24 protein-coding genes and 1 tRNA gene are annotated in these 20,171 nt (G+C 42.0%); 16 read left to right on the top strand and 9 right to left on the bottom strand.

The window, feature by feature from the left end; all coding sequences use genetic code 11:
* Nucleotides 1-97 precede the first annotated feature (97 nt).
* The gene (locus QR722_RS11470; RefSeq protein WP_286282994.1) at nt 98-604 is read right to left on the bottom strand and encodes a PTS sugar transporter subunit IIA; all 507 of its coding nucleotides are present in this window, start codon (nt 602-604) and stop codon (nt 98-100) included.
* Nucleotides 604-987 carry an ACT domain-containing protein gene (locus QR722_RS11465; protein ID WP_286282993.1) on the bottom strand — a complete coding sequence of 128 codons (384 nt, stop codon included), beginning with the start codon at nt 985-987 and terminating at the stop codon, nt 604-606. Before QR722_RS11465 ends, QR722_RS11470 begins: the two co-directional genes overlap by 1 nt.
* Nucleotides 988-1,587: 600 nt before the next feature.
* On the opposite strand from QR722_RS11465, the gene QR722_RS11460 reads away from it, so the two are divergent.
* From QR722_RS11460 to QR722_RS11450, 3 genes are all read left to right on the top strand, one after another.
* On the top strand, nt 1,588-2,652 hold the full coding sequence (locus QR722_RS11460) for a patatin-like phospholipase family protein (RefSeq protein ID WP_286282992.1): 1,065 nt from the start codon (nt 1,588-1,590) through the stop codon (nt 2,650-2,652).
* Nucleotides 2,653-2,791: 139 nt separating this feature from the next.
* Nucleotides 2,792-2,868, top strand: a tRNA-Val gene (locus QR722_RS11455).
* A gap of 203 nt (nt 2,869-3,071) precedes the next feature.
* Nucleotides 3,072-4,148, top strand: a complete 1,077-nt coding sequence (locus QR722_RS11450) for a zinc-binding metallopeptidase family protein (RefSeq protein ID WP_286282991.1) — start codon at nt 3,072-3,074, stop codon at nt 4,146-4,148.
* A 4-nt stretch (nt 4,149-4,152) separates the two neighbouring features.
* Here the strand turns inward: QR722_RS11450 and QR722_RS11445 are convergent, their stop codons facing one another.
* Nucleotides 4,153-4,908: a proteasome-type protease gene (locus tag QR722_RS11445; RefSeq protein WP_286282990.1), complete on the bottom strand. Its 756-nt coding sequence runs from the start codon at nt 4,906-4,908 to the stop codon at nt 4,153-4,155.
* 175 nt (nt 4,909-5,083) lie between these two features.
* Here QR722_RS11445 and QR722_RS11440 point away from each other — a divergent pair, with 175 nt between their 5' ends.
* Entirely contained in the window at nt 5,084-6,538 is a 1,455-nt protein-coding gene (locus QR722_RS11440; protein ID WP_286282989.1) for a circularly permuted type 2 ATP-grasp protein, read from the top strand.
* A 2-nt stretch (nt 6,539-6,540) separates the two neighbouring features.
* On the top strand, nt 6,541-7,461 hold the full coding sequence (locus QR722_RS11435; protein ID WP_286282988.1) for an alpha-E domain-containing protein: 921 nt from the start codon (nt 6,541-6,543) through the stop codon (nt 7,459-7,461).
* Between the two features lie 72 nt (nt 7,462-7,533).
* Here the strand turns inward: QR722_RS11435 and QR722_RS11430 are convergent, their stop codons facing one another.
* From QR722_RS11430 to QR722_RS11410, 5 genes are all read right to left on the bottom strand, one after another.
* Entirely contained in the window at nt 7,534-8,541 is a 1,008-nt protein-coding gene (locus QR722_RS11430; RefSeq protein ID WP_286282987.1) for a DUF3080 family protein, read from the bottom strand.
* Nucleotides 8,542-8,565: 24 nt separating this feature from the next.
* Complete coding sequence (locus QR722_RS11425; RefSeq protein ID WP_286282986.1) at nt 8,566-8,778, bottom strand: CPXCG motif-containing cysteine-rich protein; 213 nt, start codon at nt 8,776-8,778, stop codon at nt 8,566-8,568.
* An 8-nt stretch (nt 8,779-8,786) separates the two neighbouring features.
* Nucleotides 8,787-9,530 carry a pteridine reductase gene (locus QR722_RS11420; RefSeq protein WP_286282985.1) on the bottom strand — a complete coding sequence of 248 codons (744 nt, stop codon included), beginning with the start codon at nt 9,528-9,530 and terminating at the stop codon, nt 8,787-8,789.
* An 82-nt stretch (nt 9,531-9,612) separates the two neighbouring features.
* Nucleotides 9,613-10,479 (bottom strand): fructosamine kinase family protein, encoded by an 867-nt coding sequence (locus QR722_RS11415; protein ID WP_286282983.1) that lies wholly within the window; start codon nt 10,477-10,479, stop codon nt 9,613-9,615.
* Between the two features lie 215 nt (nt 10,480-10,694).
* Entirely contained in the window at nt 10,695-11,351 is a 657-nt protein-coding gene (locus QR722_RS11410; RefSeq protein ID WP_286282982.1) for an START domain-containing protein, read from the bottom strand.
* Nucleotides 11,352-11,559: 208 nt separating this feature from the next.
* Between QR722_RS11410 and thrS the strand changes: the two genes are divergently transcribed.
* The 11 genes from thrS to QR722_RS11355 all read left to right on the top strand — a co-directional run bounded on the left by thrS (nt 11,560) and on the right by QR722_RS11355 (nt 19,697).
* Complete coding sequence (thrS, locus tag QR722_RS11405; protein ID WP_286282981.1) at nt 11,560-13,476, top strand: threonine--tRNA ligase; 1,917 nt, start codon at nt 11,560-11,562, stop codon at nt 13,474-13,476.
* 4 nt (nt 13,477-13,480) lie between these two features.
* On the top strand, nt 13,481-14,035 hold the full coding sequence (gene infC / locus QR722_RS11400; protein WP_286282980.1) for a translation initiation factor IF-3: 555 nt from the start codon (nt 13,481-13,483) through the stop codon (nt 14,033-14,035).
* 125 nt (nt 14,036-14,160) lie between these two features.
* A complete protein-coding gene (gene rpmI, locus QR722_RS11395) occupies nt 14,161-14,358 on the top strand; it encodes a 50S ribosomal protein L35 (RefSeq protein WP_006991117.1) in 198 nt (65 codons plus the stop codon).
* A 16-nt stretch (nt 14,359-14,374) separates the two neighbouring features.
* Nucleotides 14,375-14,731, top strand: coding sequence for a 50S ribosomal protein L20 (rplT, locus tag QR722_RS11390; protein WP_286282977.1), 357 nt, complete (start codon nt 14,375-14,377; stop codon nt 14,729-14,731).
* 126 nt (nt 14,732-14,857) lie between these two features.
* Complete coding sequence (locus tag QR722_RS11385; protein WP_286282976.1) at nt 14,858-15,997, top strand: RHS repeat-associated core domain-containing protein; 1,140 nt, start codon at nt 14,858-14,860, stop codon at nt 15,995-15,997.
* Between the two features lies 1 nt (nt 15,998).
* A complete protein-coding gene (locus QR722_RS11380; protein WP_286282975.1) occupies nt 15,999-16,397 on the top strand; it encodes a hypothetical protein in 399 nt (132 codons plus the stop codon).
* A 782-nt stretch (nt 16,398-17,179) separates the two neighbouring features.
* A complete protein-coding gene (locus QR722_RS11375) occupies nt 17,180-17,602 on the top strand; it encodes a ribonuclease domain-containing protein (RefSeq protein ID WP_286282974.1) in 423 nt (140 codons plus the stop codon).
* Nucleotides 17,603-17,612: 10 nt separating this feature from the next.
* The gene (locus QR722_RS11370; RefSeq protein ID WP_286282973.1) at nt 17,613-17,885 is read left to right on the top strand and encodes a barstar family protein; all 273 of its coding nucleotides are present in this window, start codon (nt 17,613-17,615) and stop codon (nt 17,883-17,885) included.
* A 413-nt stretch (nt 17,886-18,298) separates the two neighbouring features.
* Complete coding sequence (locus QR722_RS11365) at nt 18,299-18,442, top strand: hypothetical protein (protein ID WP_286282972.1); 144 nt, start codon at nt 18,299-18,301, stop codon at nt 18,440-18,442.
* Between the two features lie 54 nt (nt 18,443-18,496).
* Nucleotides 18,497-18,808 (top strand): hypothetical protein, encoded by a 312-nt coding sequence (locus QR722_RS11360; RefSeq protein ID WP_286282971.1) that lies wholly within the window; start codon nt 18,497-18,499, stop codon nt 18,806-18,808.
* A 691-nt stretch (nt 18,809-19,499) separates the two neighbouring features.
* On the top strand, nt 19,500-19,697 hold the full coding sequence (locus tag QR722_RS11355; RefSeq protein WP_286282970.1) for a hypothetical protein: 198 nt from the start codon (nt 19,500-19,502) through the stop codon (nt 19,695-19,697).
* A gap of 43 nt (nt 19,698-19,740) precedes the next feature.
* Here QR722_RS11355 and QR722_RS11350 read toward each other — a convergent pair whose 3' ends face one another.
* A complete protein-coding gene (locus QR722_RS11350; protein ID WP_286282969.1) occupies nt 19,741-20,160 on the bottom strand; it encodes a hypothetical protein in 420 nt (139 codons plus the stop codon).
* Between the last annotated feature and the right edge of the window lie 11 nt (nt 20,161-20,171).

Raw genomic sequence — 20,171 nt, 5'->3', positions numbered from 1 at the left:
CTTGGATATCTTCCGTTGTTTACTTGTGGGGAAATATAACGATTTATCAATATAGTAGCAAAGTGCATTTGAATGAATGATGCGCTGACCCAGATTGTTAAATGAATACCGAAAATAGAATATCTTCACCTGCAGACACTTTTTGTCGCTTGAGGCTAACCCCTCTAACTTTGTCACTATTGAGTAAGGTGACAAAAAATATAGGACATTCGAGGGCTAAGCGTAGCTTTCGAGGGTCAAACTCTAATAAAATTTGCCCCTGTTTGACGATTTCACCTACTCTTACTTTACGTTTGAAGCTTTCACCGAATAATTTGTGAGAAGCCGCACCAAATTGAATCTGCACACGTAAACCATGTTTGTCTTTAACGACTATGCGGTGAGCTGTTTCTTTAAACTCCAGCACCTTAGCATCAAAAGGTGAAAACAGTTGGTAACCTGAAGTGTCGATTGCTACCCCCTCACCGAATAATCTCTGTTGGAATAGAGGTTGATCAACTTCATCTAGGTTTTTCACTGCACCAGATATGGGACTAAGTATGTCAATTCTTTTGCTATAAGTTGGTAAGTTGCTTTCATCCACCAAGCGGCTAAATAATGACATTACAGGATAACTTTATAGCCATCTAGCTCCAATGCCTTTGCCGCAGTAGATAGATCTTTTTGTTTAACTAAGAAAAAATCAGTCTCGAAAGTAGACACAATAAATATACTGACTTTGGCTGTTGCGAGTACATTGCCTATCTGAGCCATAATACCCACCATTGACAACTCTAACGGACCTAACACTTCCAGAACACGCCAATCCGTATCTGATTCTTCAGAGTCCACATTAACACTTTGAGGCACAACGATAGAGAGTTCATCATGGGTCTTACCAATGAAATATAATGAAGCATTCATTACTTGAGGAGGTATTTCAGCTTGTACAGGTAGGCTGTGAATAACAAAAATATCAGGCAAAGCTGCAAGTGTCTGTTTTGGCATCGGTAATCCTTTATTGTCGGACTGCCATTTTGCTTATGCGTGGAGTTAAGTCAAGTCTTAGCTGTGATAATAAAGTTTTCCAAGGTTATCCACTGTTTCTGTGGATAACCTTGTTGAGGAAACTTTATATCTATATCAACCAATTGATTTTAAACAATAAAAGTTAACTGGTTGGTTTTCAATCAACCATGGTTTTTTTACCCGTAGAGCGGGTTATCAACAGGGCGGAGCGTCTTTTATTGAGCAAGTGAATATGGGACTGTGGATAACATGAAGGTTTACTAAATTACAGAGTGTAGCTGTTGCTATCGCTATATATCGCTATAGGCCCATGTGTGGGTGAGTTTAGAACAATGGCGGTGATAAAGTACGATTGTGGGTAAGTAATCCAACTCTGGTTAAATCACCGCAATATGCTTGTAACTGAGCGCGCAGCGTCCGTTTGTGGCAAATTTGCAGACATTATCAATTGCGACAACGCAGCGATACGCCATCTATAGTCAATTATTAATAATATAAATATCAATAGATTAACTTCAGGCTTGCAAATAATAGTTTGCTTGCTACATTAGCCTCTCTTTAGACAACACGAGTAATGACGTGCAATTGCTGGATATTTACGCTGGGCCAACAGCGCTCAAGGAAATTAAGGAACATGGTCTCAAACAAGAACTGTTTGATTATATGTTGGGAGCCTCTGGCGGCCCAAAATGGTTTAGCTTAGCCGGATTGGATAGAGTTGTATTTTCACAATTTTTTGCTGAGCGTAAAACGCCGCTGCATATTGTTGGTTCTTCGGCTGGAGCCTTTCGCTTTGCCTGCTTTGCTCAAAATGATCCCGTTGCGGCGATTAATCGCCTGGCCGATAAATATTCGCACACGACTTATGCGGATAAACCCACTGCTAAAGAAATAACGCTTTCGGCTATAGAGTTGTTGGATTATGTATTGGGCGAAAATGGAATGGATGAAATCATCCACAACCCGATTATCAAGGCTCATTTCGTAGTCGCACGTTGCAAAGGGCTTACCAAATTTGAAAATCGACCAGTGCAAATGGCTGGTTTGATAGCAAGTGCGGGCGCTAATTTTGTTAGTCGGCGCCATTTGAAACAGTTTTATCAGCGCTATGTATTCGCATCACCAAGCAGTGAATTGGTGATCCACGATCCTAATAATATGCCAACTTATTCAGTTGAATTGAGTAAAGCGAATTTAACTCAGGCTTTAATGGCATCTGGTTCCATCCCAATTGTTATTGAAGGAGTGAGAAATATCAATGGGGCCCCTGCAGGTATGTATCGAGATGGTGGTATTATTGATTATCACTTCGACTTAACATTTGGCCCAAGTAATGGGCTGGTATTTTATCCTCATTTTTATCCTAAACCTATCCCTGGTTGGTTTGATAAGTCATTGCGCAACCGTCTGCCACACAAAAGTAGTTACGACAAAGTTGTCATGGCGGTTCCCTCTGCAGAGTTTGTGACGTCACTGCCGTACCAAAAAATTCCAGATCGCACGGATTTTGAAACCATGCCAGCTCAACAGCGAATCGATTATTGGCAAAAAGTGATTAAACAAAGTGACCAATTGGGTGAAGCTTTCCTTGCCGCTATGGACGATGAACAGATTGCAGACAAAGTGAAACCCTTTGTGTTTTAGTCATCAAAGCTTATTTATGTGTATAAATTACGCAAACAGTCATAAATGCACGAAAAACTCCTTGAAGATAATCAATAGCATCGTTATTATACGCGCCGCTTAAGACATTCGATTTAAGCTTTTTCTACAGCAATACAGTGCGTCCGTAGCTCAGTTGGTTAGAGCACCACCTTGACATGGTGGGGGTCGGTAGTTCGAGTCTACTCGGACGCACCATTTTTATTCAAATTAAGTTGCTATTCCTAATTCCTTATCGCATTTGTCTCTCGACAGTTTTGAACCGATTTTGCAAGGCTACTTCAGTGCCAGTTTTTATTTCTACCATAGTTCATATTACAAGCTGTGCTAGCCATTTAAGAATTACCACTACTATAATCTGCACTCATTGAGTTTGGATTTCGTTTATTCGAGGATATTATTTGAAAACTTTTACCTGCCAGTGTGGTAATACCCTTCATTTTGCCAATAGCAAATGTGTGTCATGTGGTTTGTTATTGGGATTCATCCCTGACGATACTCAACTTAGTGCTTTTACGCGAAATCGAAATGGTCAACTTCAGGCTTCCAGTAACGGTAAATTATACCGCCAGTGCAAGAACTATGTGCAATACGATGTATGCAATTGGATGTTGCTAATTGAAGATTGTGAGGAATATTGCTCGTCTTGTCGACTAAATCAAGTTATCCCCAATTTAGATGAACAGCAGAATATAACCCTATGGTTTAGAATGGAGCAAGCCAAGCGCCGTCTGCTCTACACCTTAATTAAACTTAACCTACCCATAGTAAGCAAAAAACACGATCTTAAATCTGGTCTTGGCTTTGCCTTTTTACAAGATGAAACCCAAGACGAATTTGGGAATGAACTTACAGTGAAAAATGTCGTCACCACCGGCCATGCCTCAGGCTTAATTACCATTAATTTGAACGAAGCGGACCATGGTACTCGCGTGCATATGCGTGAGAAAATGCAAGAGCGATATCGCACCCTGTTGGGGCATTTTCGCCACGAATCAGGCCATTATTATTGGGATAGGTTGGTGGCACATACCGATAATCTGGAAGAGTTCCGCAAGCTATTTGGCGATGAGAGAATCGATTACATGGGCGCCATGAATACTTACTATGCCGAAGGTCCTAAACCGAATTGGCAAAATGTCTGGATAAGTGCTTATGCAAGCATGCATCCATGGGAAGATTGGGCTGAGACGTGGGCACATTATCTGCATATGCTGGATACCTTAGAAACCGCCAGTGATTGTGATTTTAGTATCGCTGGCAATGTGCTCGCCAATCCTATTCCTATCGTCGGACAGCATGATCACGTGTATGCTGCTACCAGTTTTACTCATTTGTTTAATGATTGGAGTCGGTTAATTACGGTATTAAATGCACTCAACCGCAGCATGGGCTTGGATGATGCGTACCCTTTCGTTATCTCCATTACTGCTTTGGATAAGCTGCGCTTTATACATGAGCTGGTTTTAGAAGGTTAATGAGTTAACCTTCTTTAGTGATATTAGGCTTCTCCCAGTCAAAGCGGGGTAGACGATTAAATGCCCGCTTCAATCCTAAATTCCACTGCTTTTGGATTGACTTGTACATCATACTATTGGCTGTTAGCACGTTATGGTAGGGCTGTTCAATCACGCCATCAGTGTGAATAGCTAACTCAATGGGTGGCCCTACCGAGATATTACTTCGAATGGTAGAATCAACCGAAACTATGGCGCAGCGCGCAGCATCTTCTAGAGATGTAGTGGGGCTAATGATCCTATCCAAAATGGGTTTACCGTATTTATTTTCCCCAATCTGCAAATAAGGCGTATCAGCCGATGCAGTGATGAAGTTTCCTTGCGGATAGATCAAGAAAATCTCACACTTCTCACCCTCAATTTGTCCTCCTAAAATGAAGCTCGACTCTGCACTGGATTTAGATTTTTCCATGGCGTCCGCATGGGCGTTTTGCTCAGCTTGACTTAGCTGTCCGATATATTGAGCCACTTCATGCAGGTATTTACCTTTGGAGATGTCAAATTTAGCCTCCGGATCTGCTATATCTTTATTGATGGCATTAATAACCGCTTGAGAGGTGGCTAAACTGCCAGAGGTTAATAATACTAAGGTACGATTGTGTGGAAATACAAATCGAGTCATCTTGCTGTAGGTCGCGACATAATCTACGCCCGCATTGGTGCGTGAGTCAGACGCAAAGACTAATCCTTTATTTAAGCTAATGGCTAAACAATAGGTCAATTTGATTCTCCTAAAGGCACGTTTTGGGCTTGAGCAAAGGTCAACTGACTTCACTGTTTGGCCCGGCTAATTACCGATATTAAGGTTAAAACATCAGAGTTATCAAGAGTTTTACTGTCTTTATTAACGTAAGTTCGTATACTAAATATTCAAACAGATTTTGGCAGGAGTAAACATGGCTATTCGTTGGGATAACTATTCGGTCGGCAACTTCTATGATGAGTTGTTAGAGGATACAGGTAAGCCACGAGAACATGCATTGGCATTGTGCGACTACTTGTATCGGCTTAATGATACTGAACTAAATGAATACAAAGCCGCTGCGGACTCCGCGATCCATGTTATGGGGATCACTTTCAGAGTTTATAATGATGAGGAAGGCTCTATTGATCGGGCTTGGCCTTTCGACCTTATTCCTCGTCTTATCGATGTTAAAGAGTGGAAGGAAATTGAATTAGGTTTAGTTCAGCGTGTCAAAGCGCTAAATATGTTTATTGATGATCTCTACAATGAGCAAAGTATCATTAAAGATGGCGTGTTCCCAGCTGAAATGCTAGAAAAATCGAAAAACTTCTTACCTCAATGCAAAGGCGTAAAACCACCCTTTGGTGTATGGGCACACATCTGTGGATCGGATTTGGTACGTGATCATCATGGCACTGTTTATGTACTTGAGGACAATTTACGAGTCCCTTCTGGGGTATCATATATGTTGGAAAACAGACAGGTGATGAAGCGTGTATTCCCTGAAATGTTTGAGCAATACAATATCCTCCCAGTGGACAACTACCCATCTGAATTATATGACATGCTAGCCAATCTTTCGCCGCGCAAAATTGAAGAGCCTGAAATCGTAGTCCTCACTCCTGGCATCTATAATTCGGCTTATTTTGAGCATGCATACCTGGCACAACAAATGGGCGCAGAGCTGGTGGTTGGTGATGATTTAGTGGTTCAGGATGATGATTGTGTCTATATGCGTACCATCAATGGTTTGAGCCGAGTAGATGTGGTTTATCGCCGTATTGATGACTGGTTCTTAGATCCGGAAGTATTCAATCCTGAATCTACTCTTGGGGTGCCCGGCATCATGCGAGCGTGGAAAGCGGGGAATGTAGGGTTAGCCAATGCGCCTGGTTCGGGAGTAGCAGATGATAAAGTTGTGTACAGTTTCGTGCCACAGATAATCGAATACTATTTGAATGAAAAAGCACTGCTACCCAATGTACCAACCTATCGATGCATCAACCCTGATGAGCGAGATTATGTACTGAAAAATATTGCGCAAATGGTGGTGAAACCTGCTAATGAATCAGGGGGGTACGGTATGTTGATTGGACCTCACGCTAGTGCTAAAGAGCATGATGAATTTCGTGAGTTAATTAACCAGGATCCCCGTAATTACGTAGCCCAGCCTATGTTACTGCTTTCTACTGCGCCTACGGTTATCGACACAGAAGCTGAAGGGCGACATTTAGATTTACGACCATTTATACTCAGCGGCAAAGACATCAGCGTTACGATGGGCGGCTTGACAAGGGTGGCCTTGGTTAAAGGGTCGACAGTGGTGAATTCCTCCCAAGGTGGCGGTAGTAAAGATACATGGATTGTTGATATGGAGGGCAAATAATTATGTTGTCGCGTGTAGCAAATAATTTATGTTGGTTGGGGCGTTACTTAGAGCGGGCAGAAAATACTGCTCGATTGATAAACGTGAACTTTAATCTTTTATTGGACTTACCTAAAAGTATTGAACTGGGTTGGGAGCCAATAGTTGATATTATCTCAAATCGGGAGCAATTTTATCAAAACTACGAAGACGCTAGTGAGCGAAACGTGGTCAACTTTTTGGTTGCCGATAGCAAAAACTTTGGCTCAATCGTCAACTCACTAAATGCCTCTAGAGAAAATGCTCGCACCATACGTGAAATTATCCCAAGGGAAGCGTGGGAGCAAATAAATGAATTATATTTATATGCCAAAGAGAATAACCAAAAAGCTTTATCAAGACGTTCTAGATACGACTTTTTAAGTGAAATAATTCAGGCGAATCAGACTATTACAGGGATATTGTCGGGTACTATGACCTATGATGAAGGCTATCAATTCTTACTCATAGGGCGCAATCTAGAACGGGCAGATATGACCACACGGATCATCGATGTGCGCAGTGCAACCTTGTTACCCGACATAGAAACAGAGCAGTCAGCATTTGAGAACCTGCAGTGGATGAGTGTATTAAAGTCATTGACCGCGTATCAAATGTATCGGCGCGAAATGCGCTTAAGGATCCGCCGCTCTGATGTACTCAAATTTTTATTGCTTGAAGAGCGTTTTCCGCGCGCGTTAATGCATACCCTCAAGCAAGTTGAGGTCTGCTTACGTCAGTTACCTAATTATGAAGCATCGCTCAACACTTTGTCTAAAGTGGAGCAACAGCTACTGGATGCCAATCCACAGTTGCTTATTCAGGACAAGCTCCATGAATTTATTGATGATATGCAATTGGGTCTAATGGAGATATTCGACCAAATTCAACAGACCTACTTTTAGCGATAAACCTAAGGCTGCATCTACGCTCATAGCAGGGCTTATTTGCAGCGTATTTTTAATGATGCTGGCCGTTTATGATCGCTGAGGTGATAGGTTACATCTGGCTAAAAGAGTCTGCCAATAGTGAATATGTTGTGACATGATCTGTTGATAATGTGCGAAATCATTCATTCGAGCCTGAAGGTATTGCTTCAAGCTTGGGCTGAGTTGTGGTTTATCGATTAGGGTTGAAATAAGCGGTTCAAATGAATAATGGAACTGGTTCAGTTGGCCAGCTAATGGCTGAACCCTGTCAATGAAGAACATTTGAAATACATTTTTCATATATTCAACTTGTTGTTTAGACTGAGCGGAATGGCAATGCAGTTTGTCATTATTTTCATCTAATAATGCGCTGACGTGGCTCAGTTCATTGCTCAAAAGCAATTGGGTGCGCCACATCTTGGCTAGCAAGGGCGCTTTTCTGAGTTGATTAAGTGCATTTTCTAAATGTTCAGGATTGGCTTTTGGCGATTGATGAAGTTGCAGTAGGTAGTCTAAAGCCTGCTGGACGCCATGCAAATCACTTTGATCCGACATCTTTAGCCATGCTCGGTTACTGCTAAAAGCTTGCTTAACCTCAATACTGTTCTGCAGCAGGTTTGTCCACACAAGAGGCAAATTCCGTTGTTTTAGAACCAGCCACTGGTTTAATAGTTTTGCTTGCTCTGGTGAGGATGTCGAAGCTAAACATGCTGTGATTCCTTCAATTAACTTAACTTCATAGATATATCGAGAAGAGGGGAGTTGTACTTTACCTAGTGGAGTATTCCGTTGTGCTATTAACGTCATCACCGAGCAATTGTTTAACCCGTAAAAGTCTCGCAAATTAATCGATGTTTGCGCAATATCTACCGCTAATACAGAGGCTTTGGGGTAGGTTAGGGTGTTATGCCGATCTTGCTGCTTTGTGTCTACCTGCAAAATATTGGCTAGTCGACTGTGGTACTTCATTAAGTCAGAATCAATTGATTCTGTTGTGCAGGCACCCAGCATAGAAACACAAAGATACGCAGCAATCGGCTTGAAGATTGGTAACAAGAGCTCTCACTTTATTAGCTTGTTTTAATAGTTTTGCTCGTCATCAGAGATGATCTTGACGTCAATTTTTTTGTGAAGTTCATCTAAGTGGACGGCAATATGAATGTCATGACAGCAGTTCGGGCATTCATCGAAAAAATCCTGATCTCCGTTACTACTGTCGATTAATATATGCAAGTGATGACCACAGTGTGGACACTCTATAGACTGAGATGTTTCAGAGGCAATGGAAACCATTTTAACTCCTATGCGACGGTGGTGTTGGCGATGCTTCTTCCCCCATCTACGGCTAATACTTGTCCGGTTATATAAGATGCATCTATTAAAAATTTAATGGCTTGGGCGATATCATGTTCCTGGCCTAACCTGCCCAAAGGAATATGTTTAAGCATGTTTTCTTTGTCTTTATCGCTTAGTTCCTTTTCGGGCCATAATATAGCGCCTGGGGCAACCGCGTTTACTCTGATTGTTGGAGCAAGTTCCTGCGCTAAAGATTGTGTCATGCTGACCAGTGCAGCTTTTGCCATGCAGTATACAGTATGACCCTTGAGTGGCTTTTGTGCATGAATATCTGCCATATTGATGACAACACCCTGATTCTTCTCAAGTTGTTTTTCACAAGCTTGGGTTAAAAACAGAGGCGCTTGCGCGTTGCTACCTATAAGAGCTTGCCAGTCCGACTCCTCGATAGTACCAACTGGGGTGGAGTAAAATGAGGAAGCATTGTTGACCAGCACGTCCAAGCGCCCGAAGGCATCTATAGCCGCTTTAGCAATTTCCGCTACAACGCTAGGATCAGTCAAATCACCCTGTACCAATTTAGCTGAATCAGAACGAAGTTTATTTAAACTCGCCATCAAATTTAGCCCGGCGTCTTGAGAGCGATGGCAATGCAATACGATATTATAGCCGCAGTTATGCAGGTATTGTGCGGTGTACGCGCCAATCCGCTTAGCACTGCCGGTAATGAAAACCACTTTATTTTGCATAATTTACTTAAACATAGGGGGCAAATTGTGAAGAGTAATGATTCCCCATGTGTTGTGCAAGAGCGGTTTTTGTTATCTGCCACTAATACATTGAGGCAAGATTTTTCAAGGTTCCTTGTGCCCGTTGTAAATATTGCCCCCCAAACAAAAAAGCATGATTAAGTATATGGTAAAGCTGATATATGGATTTTCTATATTGATAGTGTTCAGGTAGGGGCCAAACCGATTCGTAACCACGGTAAAAGCTAGTTGGAAATTGGGTAAATAACTCAGTCATTGCTATGTCGGTTTCGCGATCACCATAATAAAATGCAGGATCAAATATTACCGCTAGGTTCTTATTAAAGCCTGTATTACCAATCCACAGATCGCCATGTAACATAGACGAGACCGGTGAATGACCGGCTAGCAGACTGTTAACCGACTCCACAGCGCTGTCTATGTCACACAATTTTTGCCCTTTTTCAGCTAGCATTTGTAGCATGAAGCCAATTCGCTGCTCTGCGAAGAAGTTCGCCCAACTCTTGCTCCACTTATTCGGCTGTGGGGTCAAACCGATAAAGTTATCCTCTTGCCATCCATACATTTGTTGGGTGTGCTGCTGATGTAAGCTTGCTAATTTGCTACCAAAATCAAACCAAGCGGTATCATCACCCTGTGAGAGGCTGAGAAACTCCAGAACTAAAAAGCATTTTCCCTCTTGGGTGCCCATACAGATCACTTCAGGTATTTTAAATATATTGGTTTGTCGTAAGTGTTCTAAACCCTCAATCTCAGCGGCAAAGTGTTCATACTTATCTTCAGAAATGACCTTGGTGAAAAATCGTCGACGACCATCACATAAGCGATATGCGCTATGGGAATCGCCTTCCGAGATTTCTCGAATGTCATTGCAAATAAAGTCTTGATGTATTTTTTGGCTAATCTGGTCGCTAATAAAATGCCACATTGCAGTAACCTAATAAGTGCTTGAATCTTGAGTATGGAACAGCATGTGAAGTGTTGATGTGAAAATTGGTTATAAAAACCGTCACTCTTATACGATGCTTACTAAATTGGAGCCCATAGATTCATTCAGCATAGAAGGTTTCTATGCTTTGAAGTATTTCAAGCTATTGAATTAACGCTAATTAAATTTAAAAAAGCTAGATTGAGGTTTATCCGTTAGACTTCTTTTGCCAACAACTTTTGTAACTGGATAAAAGTATCATAAGTCGAACTGACAAGGATTTGGTTAGCCAGCCACCTTGGTAAATTTCCGCTGGGTTCACCATAACCGGTATAGCGAATCAACACTTGTCCGTTTTGACGGGGAAGAACTTCCCAAGTGCCCGCTACCTTTTCCATTCGAACGTACTGCTTTGTGGCGGGAAAATGCTCAGTATAGTCAATGATTTTAATACTTACGCTGCCATCTGCTGGATCCAAGGTAGTAGTAGAATGGGTCACCATATCTCGGTCTTTAACCGGCCATGGAGCTGAAAAAATGGTGCGCACAACGCGTATGTTGGGCGAAGGTTTAGCCAAAACCTGAACTCGCTCACAATTGGCGATCCACTGAGGCGCGATATCAGTACGTTCCAATAGTGCTAGAAACTCAGCAGCAGTAGAGTGAATAACTAGCTCCGCCTTAATGGCAGCATAGCCTGAGTCGGTGGGTTGCTTAAATACCTTGAGGGATTCGTTCTGTTTGGCTAATTGCCAATTGTTGGCTGCGGCGGTTTCCGTTATGGCTAACGCTGTGCTAGCCCACACAAAGCAGTAAAATAGCGGGAGATACTTAAAAATGGAACGCTGAACTATAACTGTTATTAATTGCATCTGGCCGCTGTTGTTATGTATCATAGGCAAAGTGCTCTGATTGTAACAGAGTAAATGACTCAAATATGTGATTTAACGCAAGTATGCTTAAACACCCATCAAGGGTGTTTTTTATTGTGAAATCGGTAATAAATTTTCATTTTTGCGTTAAATAAATTTAAATCGCAAGTGGCGCTTGGTAGGTGTCACCACTGTGTAAGGAATATCAATGCTAACGATTACGCTTCCAGATGGCAGTCAACGCCAATTCGAACATGCTGTTTCTGTCTTAGATGTGGCTAATGATATAGGTCCAGGTTTAGCTAAAGCGACTATTGCTGGAAAAGTGAATGGTAAGCTGGTGGACGCAGTGGATATGATCACTGCAGATGCCAAATTGCAAATTATCACCGCAAAAGATGATGAAGGCCTAGAGATTATTCGCCATTCTTGCGCCCACTTAATCGGTCATGCAATCAAGCAATTGTACCCTGATGCCAAAATGGCCATTGGTCCAACTATCGATAATGGTTTTTATTATGACATCGACATGGAACATTCGCTCAATGATGATGACTTGCAGAAGCTTGAAAAGCGCATGTTGGAGTTAGCTAAGACAAGTTATGATGTGGTCAAGAAAACGGTCAGTTGGCAAGAAGCTCGGGATACCTTCGAAGCGCGTGGTGAAAGTTACAAAATTGAAATTTTAGACGAAAATATTGCTAAAGATGATAAGCCTGGTTTATATCATCATGAAGAATATGTCGATATGTGTCGTGGACCTCACGTTCCCAATATGCGTTTCTGTCAGCACTTTAAAATAATGAAGGTGGCCGGAGCGTATTGGCGCGGTAATAGCGATAACAAAATGTTGCAACGTGTCTATGGCACTGCCTGGGCTGATAAAAAGCAATTAAAAGGCTACTTGACTCGGCTTGAAGAAGCGGAAAAGCGCGACCATAGAAAAATTGGTAAAGCGTTGGATTTATTCCATTGGCAAGAAGAAGCGCCGGGAATGGTGTTTTGGCACAATGATGGTTGGAGTATCTACACCGAGTTAGAGCACTTTATTCGTCAAAAACAGCGTGAGTTTGGTTTCGGTGAAGTCAAAGGACCATTAATGATGGACCGTGTGCTGTGGGAGAAATCTGGCCACTGGGACAAGTACGCAGAGAACATGTTTACTACAGTATCAGAAAAACGTGAATATGCTATTAAACCAATGAATTGTCCGGGCCACGTGCAGATTTTTAATCAAGGCCTAAAATCTTATCGTGACTTACCTTTGCGTATGGCAGAATTTGGTTGTTGTCACCGTAATGAGCCATCAGGTGCGTTACATGGTTTGATGCGCGTACGTGGCTTTACTCAAGATGATGCACATATATTCTGTACTGAAGAACAAATACAAGACGAAGTCGCCAGCTGCATCGAAATGATTTACGACGTATATAAAGTATTTGGTTTTGACAAAATAGTGGTAAAACTTTCCACTCGTCCAGAAAAACGCGTGGGTTCTGATGAAGATTGGGACAAAGCGGAGCAGAAACTTGCTGATGCCCTTAACTCGAAAAACATTGAATTTCAGTATTTGCCCGGTGAAGGTGCATTTTATGGGCCTAAAATTGAATTCACCTTGCATGATTGTTTAGATAGAGCCTGGCAATGTGGTACAGTACAGCTAGATTTCTCAATGCCTGGTCGTTTAGGTGCTACTTATGTAGCTGAAGACGGTGAACGTAAAGTTCCGGTTATGATCCACCGAGCGACATTAGGCTCATTAGAACGGTTTATTGGTATTTTGACCGAAGAGTACGCTGGGCAATTTCCAGTTTGGTTGGCTCCTTTTCAAGTTGTGGTAATGAATATTACTGACAAACAGGGCGAATATGCCGCAAATGTAGCGAAAAAATTACAACAAAATGGTTTTAGATCGAAGTCGGACTTGAGAAATGAGAAGATTGGCTTTAAAATCCGCGAGCACACTCTTAAACGAGTTCCATATTTACTCGTAGTTGGTGATAAAGAAATGGAAGCCGGCGAAGTAGCAGTGCGCTCACGCAAGGGCGATGACCTAGGAAAATTATCCATTGATGCGTTTATTGAAATGCTCAATCAACAGGTTACGTCTAAGCAACTAGATTAATTTCGTGGAGGAACGACATATTAAAGGCGCTAATAATAAGGCACAAGGCGATAAAGCCAACATTAACGATGAAATTACAGCGACGGAAGTACGCTTAATTGGTAAAGATGCTGAACAACTTGGAATTGTTTCACTTAGTGAAGCTCAAAGTTTAGCTGACCAAGCTAGTTTGGACTTGGTAGAAATCAGTCCAAATGCCGAGCCGCCAGTATGTAAAGTGATGGACTACGGAAAGTTCCTCTTCGAGAAGAGTAAAGCTCAGAAAGAGCAGAAGAAAAAGCAAAAGCAAATTCAGGTCAAGGAGATTAAATTTCGCCCTGGCACTGATGAAGGCGACTACCAGGTAAAACTGCGCAACCTGCGTCGCTTTCTAGAGGCGGGTGATAAAGCCAAGGTAACGATCCGTTTTCGCGGACGTGAAATGGCTCACCAAGAGATCGGCATTGAACAACTAAAACGCGTCCGCGCGGATTTAGAAGACATTGCTAACTGCGAATCTTTCCCACATCGGGTAGAGGGTCGTCAGATGATCATGGTGCTCGCCCCCATTAAGAAGTAGTTTAAGGTTTACAAGTAACTGGGACCGTAAAACCGGATCTGCACCCAAGTTCACCTTGCTGCTAAATTGTAACTATGACCCTGTAAACTAATATTCAGAGGTCTTAACAATGCGGAGTTTTAGCAATGCCTAAAATGAAAACCAACCGTGGAGCTGCCAAGCGTTTTAGAAAAACCGCTTCAGGTCGTTTCAAGAGCAAACAGTCTCACTTGCGTCACATTTTGACCAAGAAGAGCTCTAAGCGTAAACGTCACCTTCGTGGCAAGAAATTAGCCCATGTTGCTGACACTGCGTTGATTCAACGCATGTTACCTTACGTTTAAGAGAGGAGACTAGAAAATGGCAAGAGTAAAACGTGGTGTTGTGGCACGTGCCCGTCACAAAAAGGTACTAAAGCAAGCCAAAGGTTATTACGGAGCTCGTAGTCGAGTTTATCGTGTTGCTGTCCAGGCAGTAACAAAAGCGGGTCAATATGCATACCGTGACCGTCGTCAGCGTAAACGTCAATTCCGTCAATTGTGGATTGCACGTATTAATGCTGCGGCACGTCAAAATGGTATTTCTTACAGCCGTTTCATTAATGGTTTGAAGAAAGCGTCTGTCGAAATCGATCGTAAGATCCTTGCTGACATCGCAGTACATGACAAAAACGCGTTTACTGCTTTGGTTGAAGCAGCAAAAGGCGCATTGGCTTAATTTTTAACAATTAAGTTTAAGTTCTTTCGGGAAAAGGCGAGCAGGATGCTCGCCTTTTTTCGTTTTAAAATTCCTTAAATAGGTGTAGTTGCATCCAACATAGCGATGGGTGATCGGATTATTCATATGAATGGTCGGATCTACGATCCAACCTTGGGTAGGTTCTTGCAGGCTGATCCGCATATTCAGGCTCCGATGAATAGCCAGTCATACAACCGTTACAGCTATGTTCTGAATAATCCGTTGAGTTATACCGATCCGAGTGGGTATTTCTTTAAGCAGTTAAACAAAATTTTTGGTAAGTTTGCGCCATTTGCAAGTCTACTTGCAATGGTCTTTATACCAGGCGCATGGGCCTTCGCAACAGAGAGCTTATTTGGTGCAGTAACAACTGGATTTTTAGCTGGGGGTGTTTCAACAGGTAGCCTAAAAGGAGCACTAGTTGGAGCTTTTTCCGCTGCTGCTTTTTACGGAGTAGGGCAACATTTCAAGGGATTGGCTGCGGGGAATTCTGATGATGCGGTAACACATTCTTTTGGAGGTTTGGATTTGACGTCTGGGCAGATTGCAGGCCAGGTTGCTAGTCATGCGAGTGTAGGTGGTGTTACCTCAGTGTTAAGTGGTGGAAAGTTCGGTCACGGATTCTTTAGTGCTGGAGTGACTAAAGGAATTGGTGGAGCATTTTTACCTGGTGGGGACAATCTTACTAGTAATGAAATAGCTAAGGGTACTATTGTTTCTGCTGTAATTGGTGGTACTGCATCAGTAATTTCTGGAGGTAAATTTTCTAATGGTGCTAGAACTGGCGCTTTCCAGTATTTGTTTAATCAGGCATTAAGTTCAATTAAAAAAGGTTATGATAGGATTGAGACTACAAAAAGAATAATTGATATTGCAAATCAATATGGAGATGAATCGTTTTCTGACGTTGTAGACGCCATGAACTTTATACGCCGAGCTGACTTAAGTACCTTAAGGGACATGTTTCCACATTTGAGTTCTAATGATACTCAAATTCAAGCTGAAATATATGCTCTGACTGTGAGTTTTAGGCGGGATGTTAGTTTACCCAGCGGTGCGAAAATGGGAGGTGTAACATTCTCAGCATTTGTTGATTTAGGTTTAGGCAGTATGAGCGATAGAACTCTAGCATTGGCTGAAGTTTATATGACTGCCATTGGAATGGGGAATAATCTATCAGGAAGTCAGATTGTCGATAACTATGGTAAAAATATAATGTGGCCTCAATACTATAAGGGGAATTAAGATGAGATGGGTTTACTTATTCATTTTTATTGTAATGACGCAAAACTCAGTGGCACAAGAAAAGTTCAAATTGGATGTTTTTGATACTGAGTTTAGTCTAGAAGTACCTTACCTAATCAAAGGACCATTTCGAAATGGCACAGTTAGTTTTATCCCTGTTGATGAAAATAGTGAACTTAGCGGTTTTGTAATACACGAGTTGAAAGAAGGTGATCAATATTGTTCATCAAACGGTACTTTTCAGAAAAAAAATATTAGATACGCAGTTCTACATGATGTTGATAGGTATGGTGATGTTGACATTTTGATGGTTTGTGATCGAACAAATTTTTTGATTGTTAATGTGAATGATTTGTTTGCTAAGCAAATTATTAATCACTTCAATTTAATATTTGAATAAGACCAGATAGGTCAGGAAAGAAAAGGGGGACAGCTCACTTTGATTTACAATTGTCATTGGCTTCAAAAATACCGTTAGTTAACCAGCAAGCCCCGAAAGGGGCTTTGTTTTCTGCTTTACCCGCTAAATATACGGGTTAAAAATGCAAATAAAATCAGGCATATCCGCCTAACTTAAACGCCTGTAAATAGTCTAATAAAGGGGTCGGAACGAATTAATCCACGAATCAATTGGGATGGTTGTTTGCCTTAGCCACGCGACCTCGCACTAGCGGGGTTTTTGCTTTTTTGCATATTGTTGAAGGCTTTGTTCTACTTTAAAGTAAATAAAACTAGAATAAAGGGGTCGGAACGAATTAATCGATGAATCAATTGGGATGGATTGTTTGCCTTAGCTGGAGACTGTAACTAATTTTGCAATAAAGGGGTCGGAACGAATTAATCCACGAATCAATTGGGATGGTTGTTTGAATAAAGGGGTCGGAACGAATTAATCGACGAATCAATTGGGATGGATTGTTTGCCTTAGCCACGCGACCTCGCATTAGCGGGGTTTTTGCTTTTTTGGATATTGTTGAAGGCTTTGTTCTACTTAGAATAAAGGGGTCGGAACGAATTAATCGACGAATCAATTGGGATGGATTGTTTGTCTTTGCCACGCGACCTCGCATTAGCGGGGTTTTCGCTTTTTTAGCCGTTGCTATACCCGATTCAGAAGATATAAACTCATTGTCGGGCCATGACTAACTTGAAAATATAATATTCACTCCGACCCCTTTGCATTTGGCTGGACTCATACCTTTTGCAAGTGAAGCAAGGAAACTCGGCAAGGTTGCTGATGTAGCCAAAGAAGGTATAACCGCAATACGCAAAGGAAAAGGCGCATTAAATTCATTTGATGGCGCATCAGATTACATAAGAAAAAATGGCGCCCTCCCCGATAACTTTATAACCAAGAAGGATGCCCTAGCTTTGGGCTGGAACCCCAAAAAAGGCAATCTCCACGATATAGCTCCCGGAAAAAGCATTGGAGGCGACGTATTTCACAATAGGCAAGGTGGTCTACCTTCATCAGGAGGAAGAACGTGGAAGGAGGCTGACATAAACTATTCTGGTGGTCACAGAGGTAGCGATAGGATGTTATATTCAAGCGACGGACTTATCTATAAAACAACAGACCACTACAAGAGTTTCACTCAGCTATAACGGAGAACTAATGACCAATATAATCATTGATGGAAAAGACTTTAAAAACGAACAAGAGTTCCATAAATTAATAAAGATAAAAATGGATTTCCCTGACTATTACGGTGAAAATCTGGACGCTTTATGGGACTGCCTAACTAGCGAAATTGAGCAGCCGATTTCCATAACTTGGGTTAACTTTAAAGATAGCTTGGAATTACTGGGAGATGATGCGGTCAATATAGCAAGCACTTTTGAGGATGCATCATCAGAGCTACCTAATTTTGAGTTTTCAAAGCTGTAATTATTGCTATTACTAGAGTCCGAATTTCGATGGAGTTCGGACTCATCAAGCCGTTGCGCCACCTTCAACCATCATCACAGCTTTCATAATAAAGGGGTCGGAACGAATTAGCCATGAAGCCTTGCATTAAAGGGGGGGTTGCTTTCAAGACTTATACAGCAAGATAAATCCAGCATCGAACTCCCCGTCCCGCCATTGGCCTAATGTTCTTCCGAATAAAGGGGTCGGAACGAATTAATCGATGAATTAATCGGGATGGATTGTTTGTCTTTGCCACGCGACCTCGCATTAGCGGGGTTTTTGCTTTTTTAGCCGTTGCTATACCCGATTCAGAAGATATAAACTCTTTGTCGGGCCATGACTAACTTGAAAATATAATATTCACTCCGACCCCTTTGCACGTGGCGTTTCAGATGTCAGACAACATTGAATTCGCGAAGATGTTTTACGCGACTGCACTGGCAGCACAGGCATCTAATCGCGATATTACGATTCAAACTAACGGGGTTGAATCTGGTTACTTAAAATTCACGCGAGTGTGGCTAAGCGCTCAATAGCTAAAACCCAACGTGTTTGTGAAGCCGCCTAATAATCAATTTGAAGGATATAGAATGAAGAAGCTATTAACGGCATGTCTACTTGTTGTTCCTTGCTGTGTAAATGCTACAGATATTAACTGTAAAGGCGCAGTGACATGGGTCATGGATTCGCCATCAAATTGCACTGGTAATACTGCATTTAAAACATCTGGCTCGAATGGAAAATGGATTTGCCCACCGTCCGAAAAAGGTAATGCAATTGTTTTAGCTGCGCTCGCCGCTGGTAAAACATTGGAGGTTTACATCGATGATCAAAACGGCACTATTAGCTGCGCTACTCTCCCATGGTTTGTTTCTGCTAAATATATAATTATTAACCCCTAGGGCTTATCAAGCACTTTTAATCGAGACTAATATGAAAATTTTTTTTGGAAGTATCACTTTTTTAGTAAACCTGTTCTGTTTGAATGCATATGGGGCGGATGACTCCCATGGCACTTACTCTATAGATTTCATTCGGGTAAGTGATTCTACTGGGCTTACTTATTTGAAACCAAAGAGCAGTGTAATTGTTAAAAATACGAGCTGCACGAGATCTGACATGTTTGCAATTGACAAAAATGCTGAGTCATACCAGCAAATTTATTCAGCGCTTTTATCAGGAATAAAGGGGTCGGAACGAATTAGCCATGAAGCCTCGCCCTAGCGGGGCTTTTGCTTTCAAGACTTATACAGCAAGCTGAATCCAGCATCGAACTCCCCATCTCGCCATTGGCCTAATGTTCTTCGGCCATCTGGGGTTATTCGCTCAAGATATTCAGGATAGTCGGGGTTTATGCCATAGAGCGTTTGCCCCTCGGCCAGCAACTGCTAAAATAAGGGGTCGGAACGAATTAGTCGTGATAGATCACAGAATTAGCCATGAAACCACGCATTAGCACGGCTTTTTGCTGTCAAAGCAGAAATAGAAGTGTGAGAGATATCTTGTGGTTGCTAGGTGAATCAAGTTTTGGTGCTGAGCATGCCAATTGCGCCTATAATTATGTTTTAGATGGTTTAATGTGAGCGCTAAAAAATGAATAAAGAACAACAACGGGAACATATTCTGGATAGGGTCAATGACTGGGCAGGCGGCTCTGCACAAGCTATCGTTTGGTACGAAAATACTCACATCAATGCTTTGGGTTGCACCGCCAAACGCGCGGTGAATGAGGGGCATTTTGACGCTGTCATAGCTTATCTGGAAGGCATAGCCCTCGGCGGCTACGCCTAAGGATTAATTAATTCAGCCAGCTCCAATCAGCCATTAGCTTGCCCTAACTGACCTTTCTAACCTCTTCAATATCAACCAATTTGCACAAAGCATGGTCTTTGGCGAACGCGTGGATTTTGCTTTCTGTTCGATCGAGGTCAGTAGCGTAGCGGCAAAAGAATCCATAGATTCGTGCATCATCTTGCTGGATTGCTCTTACGTCATTCAACCCACCATTAATGTTAAATTGTCGCCCATCTAATGGGTGCGCTTGGTTCCCGTTGCACTGCTCTTTGGCAAACATTGAAAGTATTTCACGTGCTGTTATCGGCGCTTCGAGTTTAATCGCTGTTCCACAATAAGGCATAAGTGTGCTTCCTAAATTGATATTTAAAAAAAGTATAGCCCAGCCGCAGACTGGCGTCATCGCAGCGGAATAAATCTCAATCTGTAGGGCAGGCCAGTTAGCCGTTGTATGGTCCATTTTTATGCACC

Source organism: Aliiglaciecola sp. LCG003 (assembly GCF_030316135.1).
GTDB lineage: Bacteria > Pseudomonadota > Gammaproteobacteria > Enterobacterales > Alteromonadaceae > Aliiglaciecola.
This window is presented reverse-complemented; position numbering and strand designations above follow the sequence as displayed.

Excerpts from the sequence above, each read along its gene's own strand:
- QR722_RS11470 (WP_286282994.1), bottom strand. The coding sequence starts at position 604 with ATGTCATTATTTAGCCGCTTGGTGGATGAAAGCAACTTACCAACTTAT.
- QR722_RS11465 (WP_286282993.1), bottom strand. The coding sequence starts at position 987 with ATGCCAAAACAGACACTTGCAGCTTTGCCTGATATTTTTGTTATTCAC.
- QR722_RS11440 (WP_286282989.1), top strand. The coding sequence starts at position 5,084 with ATGGCTATTCGTTGGGATAACTATTCGGTCGGCAACTTCTATGATGAG.
- QR722_RS11435 (WP_286282988.1), top strand. The coding sequence starts at position 6,541 with ATGTTGTCGCGTGTAGCAAATAATTTATGTTGGTTGGGGCGTTACTTA.
- QR722_RS11425 (WP_286282986.1), bottom strand. The coding sequence starts at position 8,778 with ATGGTTTCCATTGCCTCTGAAACATCTCAGTCTATAGAGTGTCCACAC.
- QR722_RS11420 (WP_286282985.1), bottom strand. The coding sequence starts at position 9,530 with ATGCAAAATAAAGTGGTTTTCATTACCGGCAGTGCTAAGCGGATTGGC.
- QR722_RS11415 (WP_286282983.1), bottom strand. The coding sequence starts at position 10,479 with ATGTGGCATTTTATTAGCGACCAGATTAGCCAAAAAATACATCAAGAC.
- QR722_RS11410 (WP_286282982.1), bottom strand. The coding sequence starts at position 11,351 with ATGCAATTAATAACAGTTATAGTTCAGCGTTCCATTTTTAAGTATCTC.
- thrS (WP_286282981.1), top strand. The coding sequence starts at position 11,560 with ATGCTAACGATTACGCTTCCAGATGGCAGTCAACGCCAATTCGAACAT.
- rpmI (WP_006991117.1), top strand. The coding sequence starts at position 14,161 with ATGCCTAAAATGAAAACCAACCGTGGAGCTGCCAAGCGTTTTAGAAAA.
- rplT (WP_286282977.1), top strand. The coding sequence starts at position 14,375 with ATGGCAAGAGTAAAACGTGGTGTTGTGGCACGTGCCCGTCACAAAAAG.
- QR722_RS11385 (WP_286282976.1), top strand. The coding sequence starts at position 14,858 with ATGAATGGTCGGATCTACGATCCAACCTTGGGTAGGTTCTTGCAGGCT.
- QR722_RS11380 (WP_286282975.1), top strand. The coding sequence starts at position 15,999 with ATGAGATGGGTTTACTTATTCATTTTTATTGTAATGACGCAAAACTCA.
- QR722_RS11370 (WP_286282973.1), top strand. The coding sequence starts at position 17,613 with ATGACCAATATAATCATTGATGGAAAAGACTTTAAAAACGAACAAGAG.
- QR722_RS11365 (WP_286282972.1), top strand. The coding sequence starts at position 18,299 with ATGTCAGACAACATTGAATTCGCGAAGATGTTTTACGCGACTGCACTG.
- QR722_RS11360 (WP_286282971.1), top strand. The coding sequence starts at position 18,497 with ATGAAGAAGCTATTAACGGCATGTCTACTTGTTGTTCCTTGCTGTGTA.
- QR722_RS11355 (WP_286282970.1), top strand. The coding sequence starts at position 19,500 with ATGAATAAAGAACAACAACGGGAACATATTCTGGATAGGGTCAATGAC.
- QR722_RS11350 (WP_286282969.1), bottom strand. The coding sequence starts at position 20,160 with ATGGACCATACAACGGCTAACTGGCCTGCCCTACAGATTGAGATTTAT.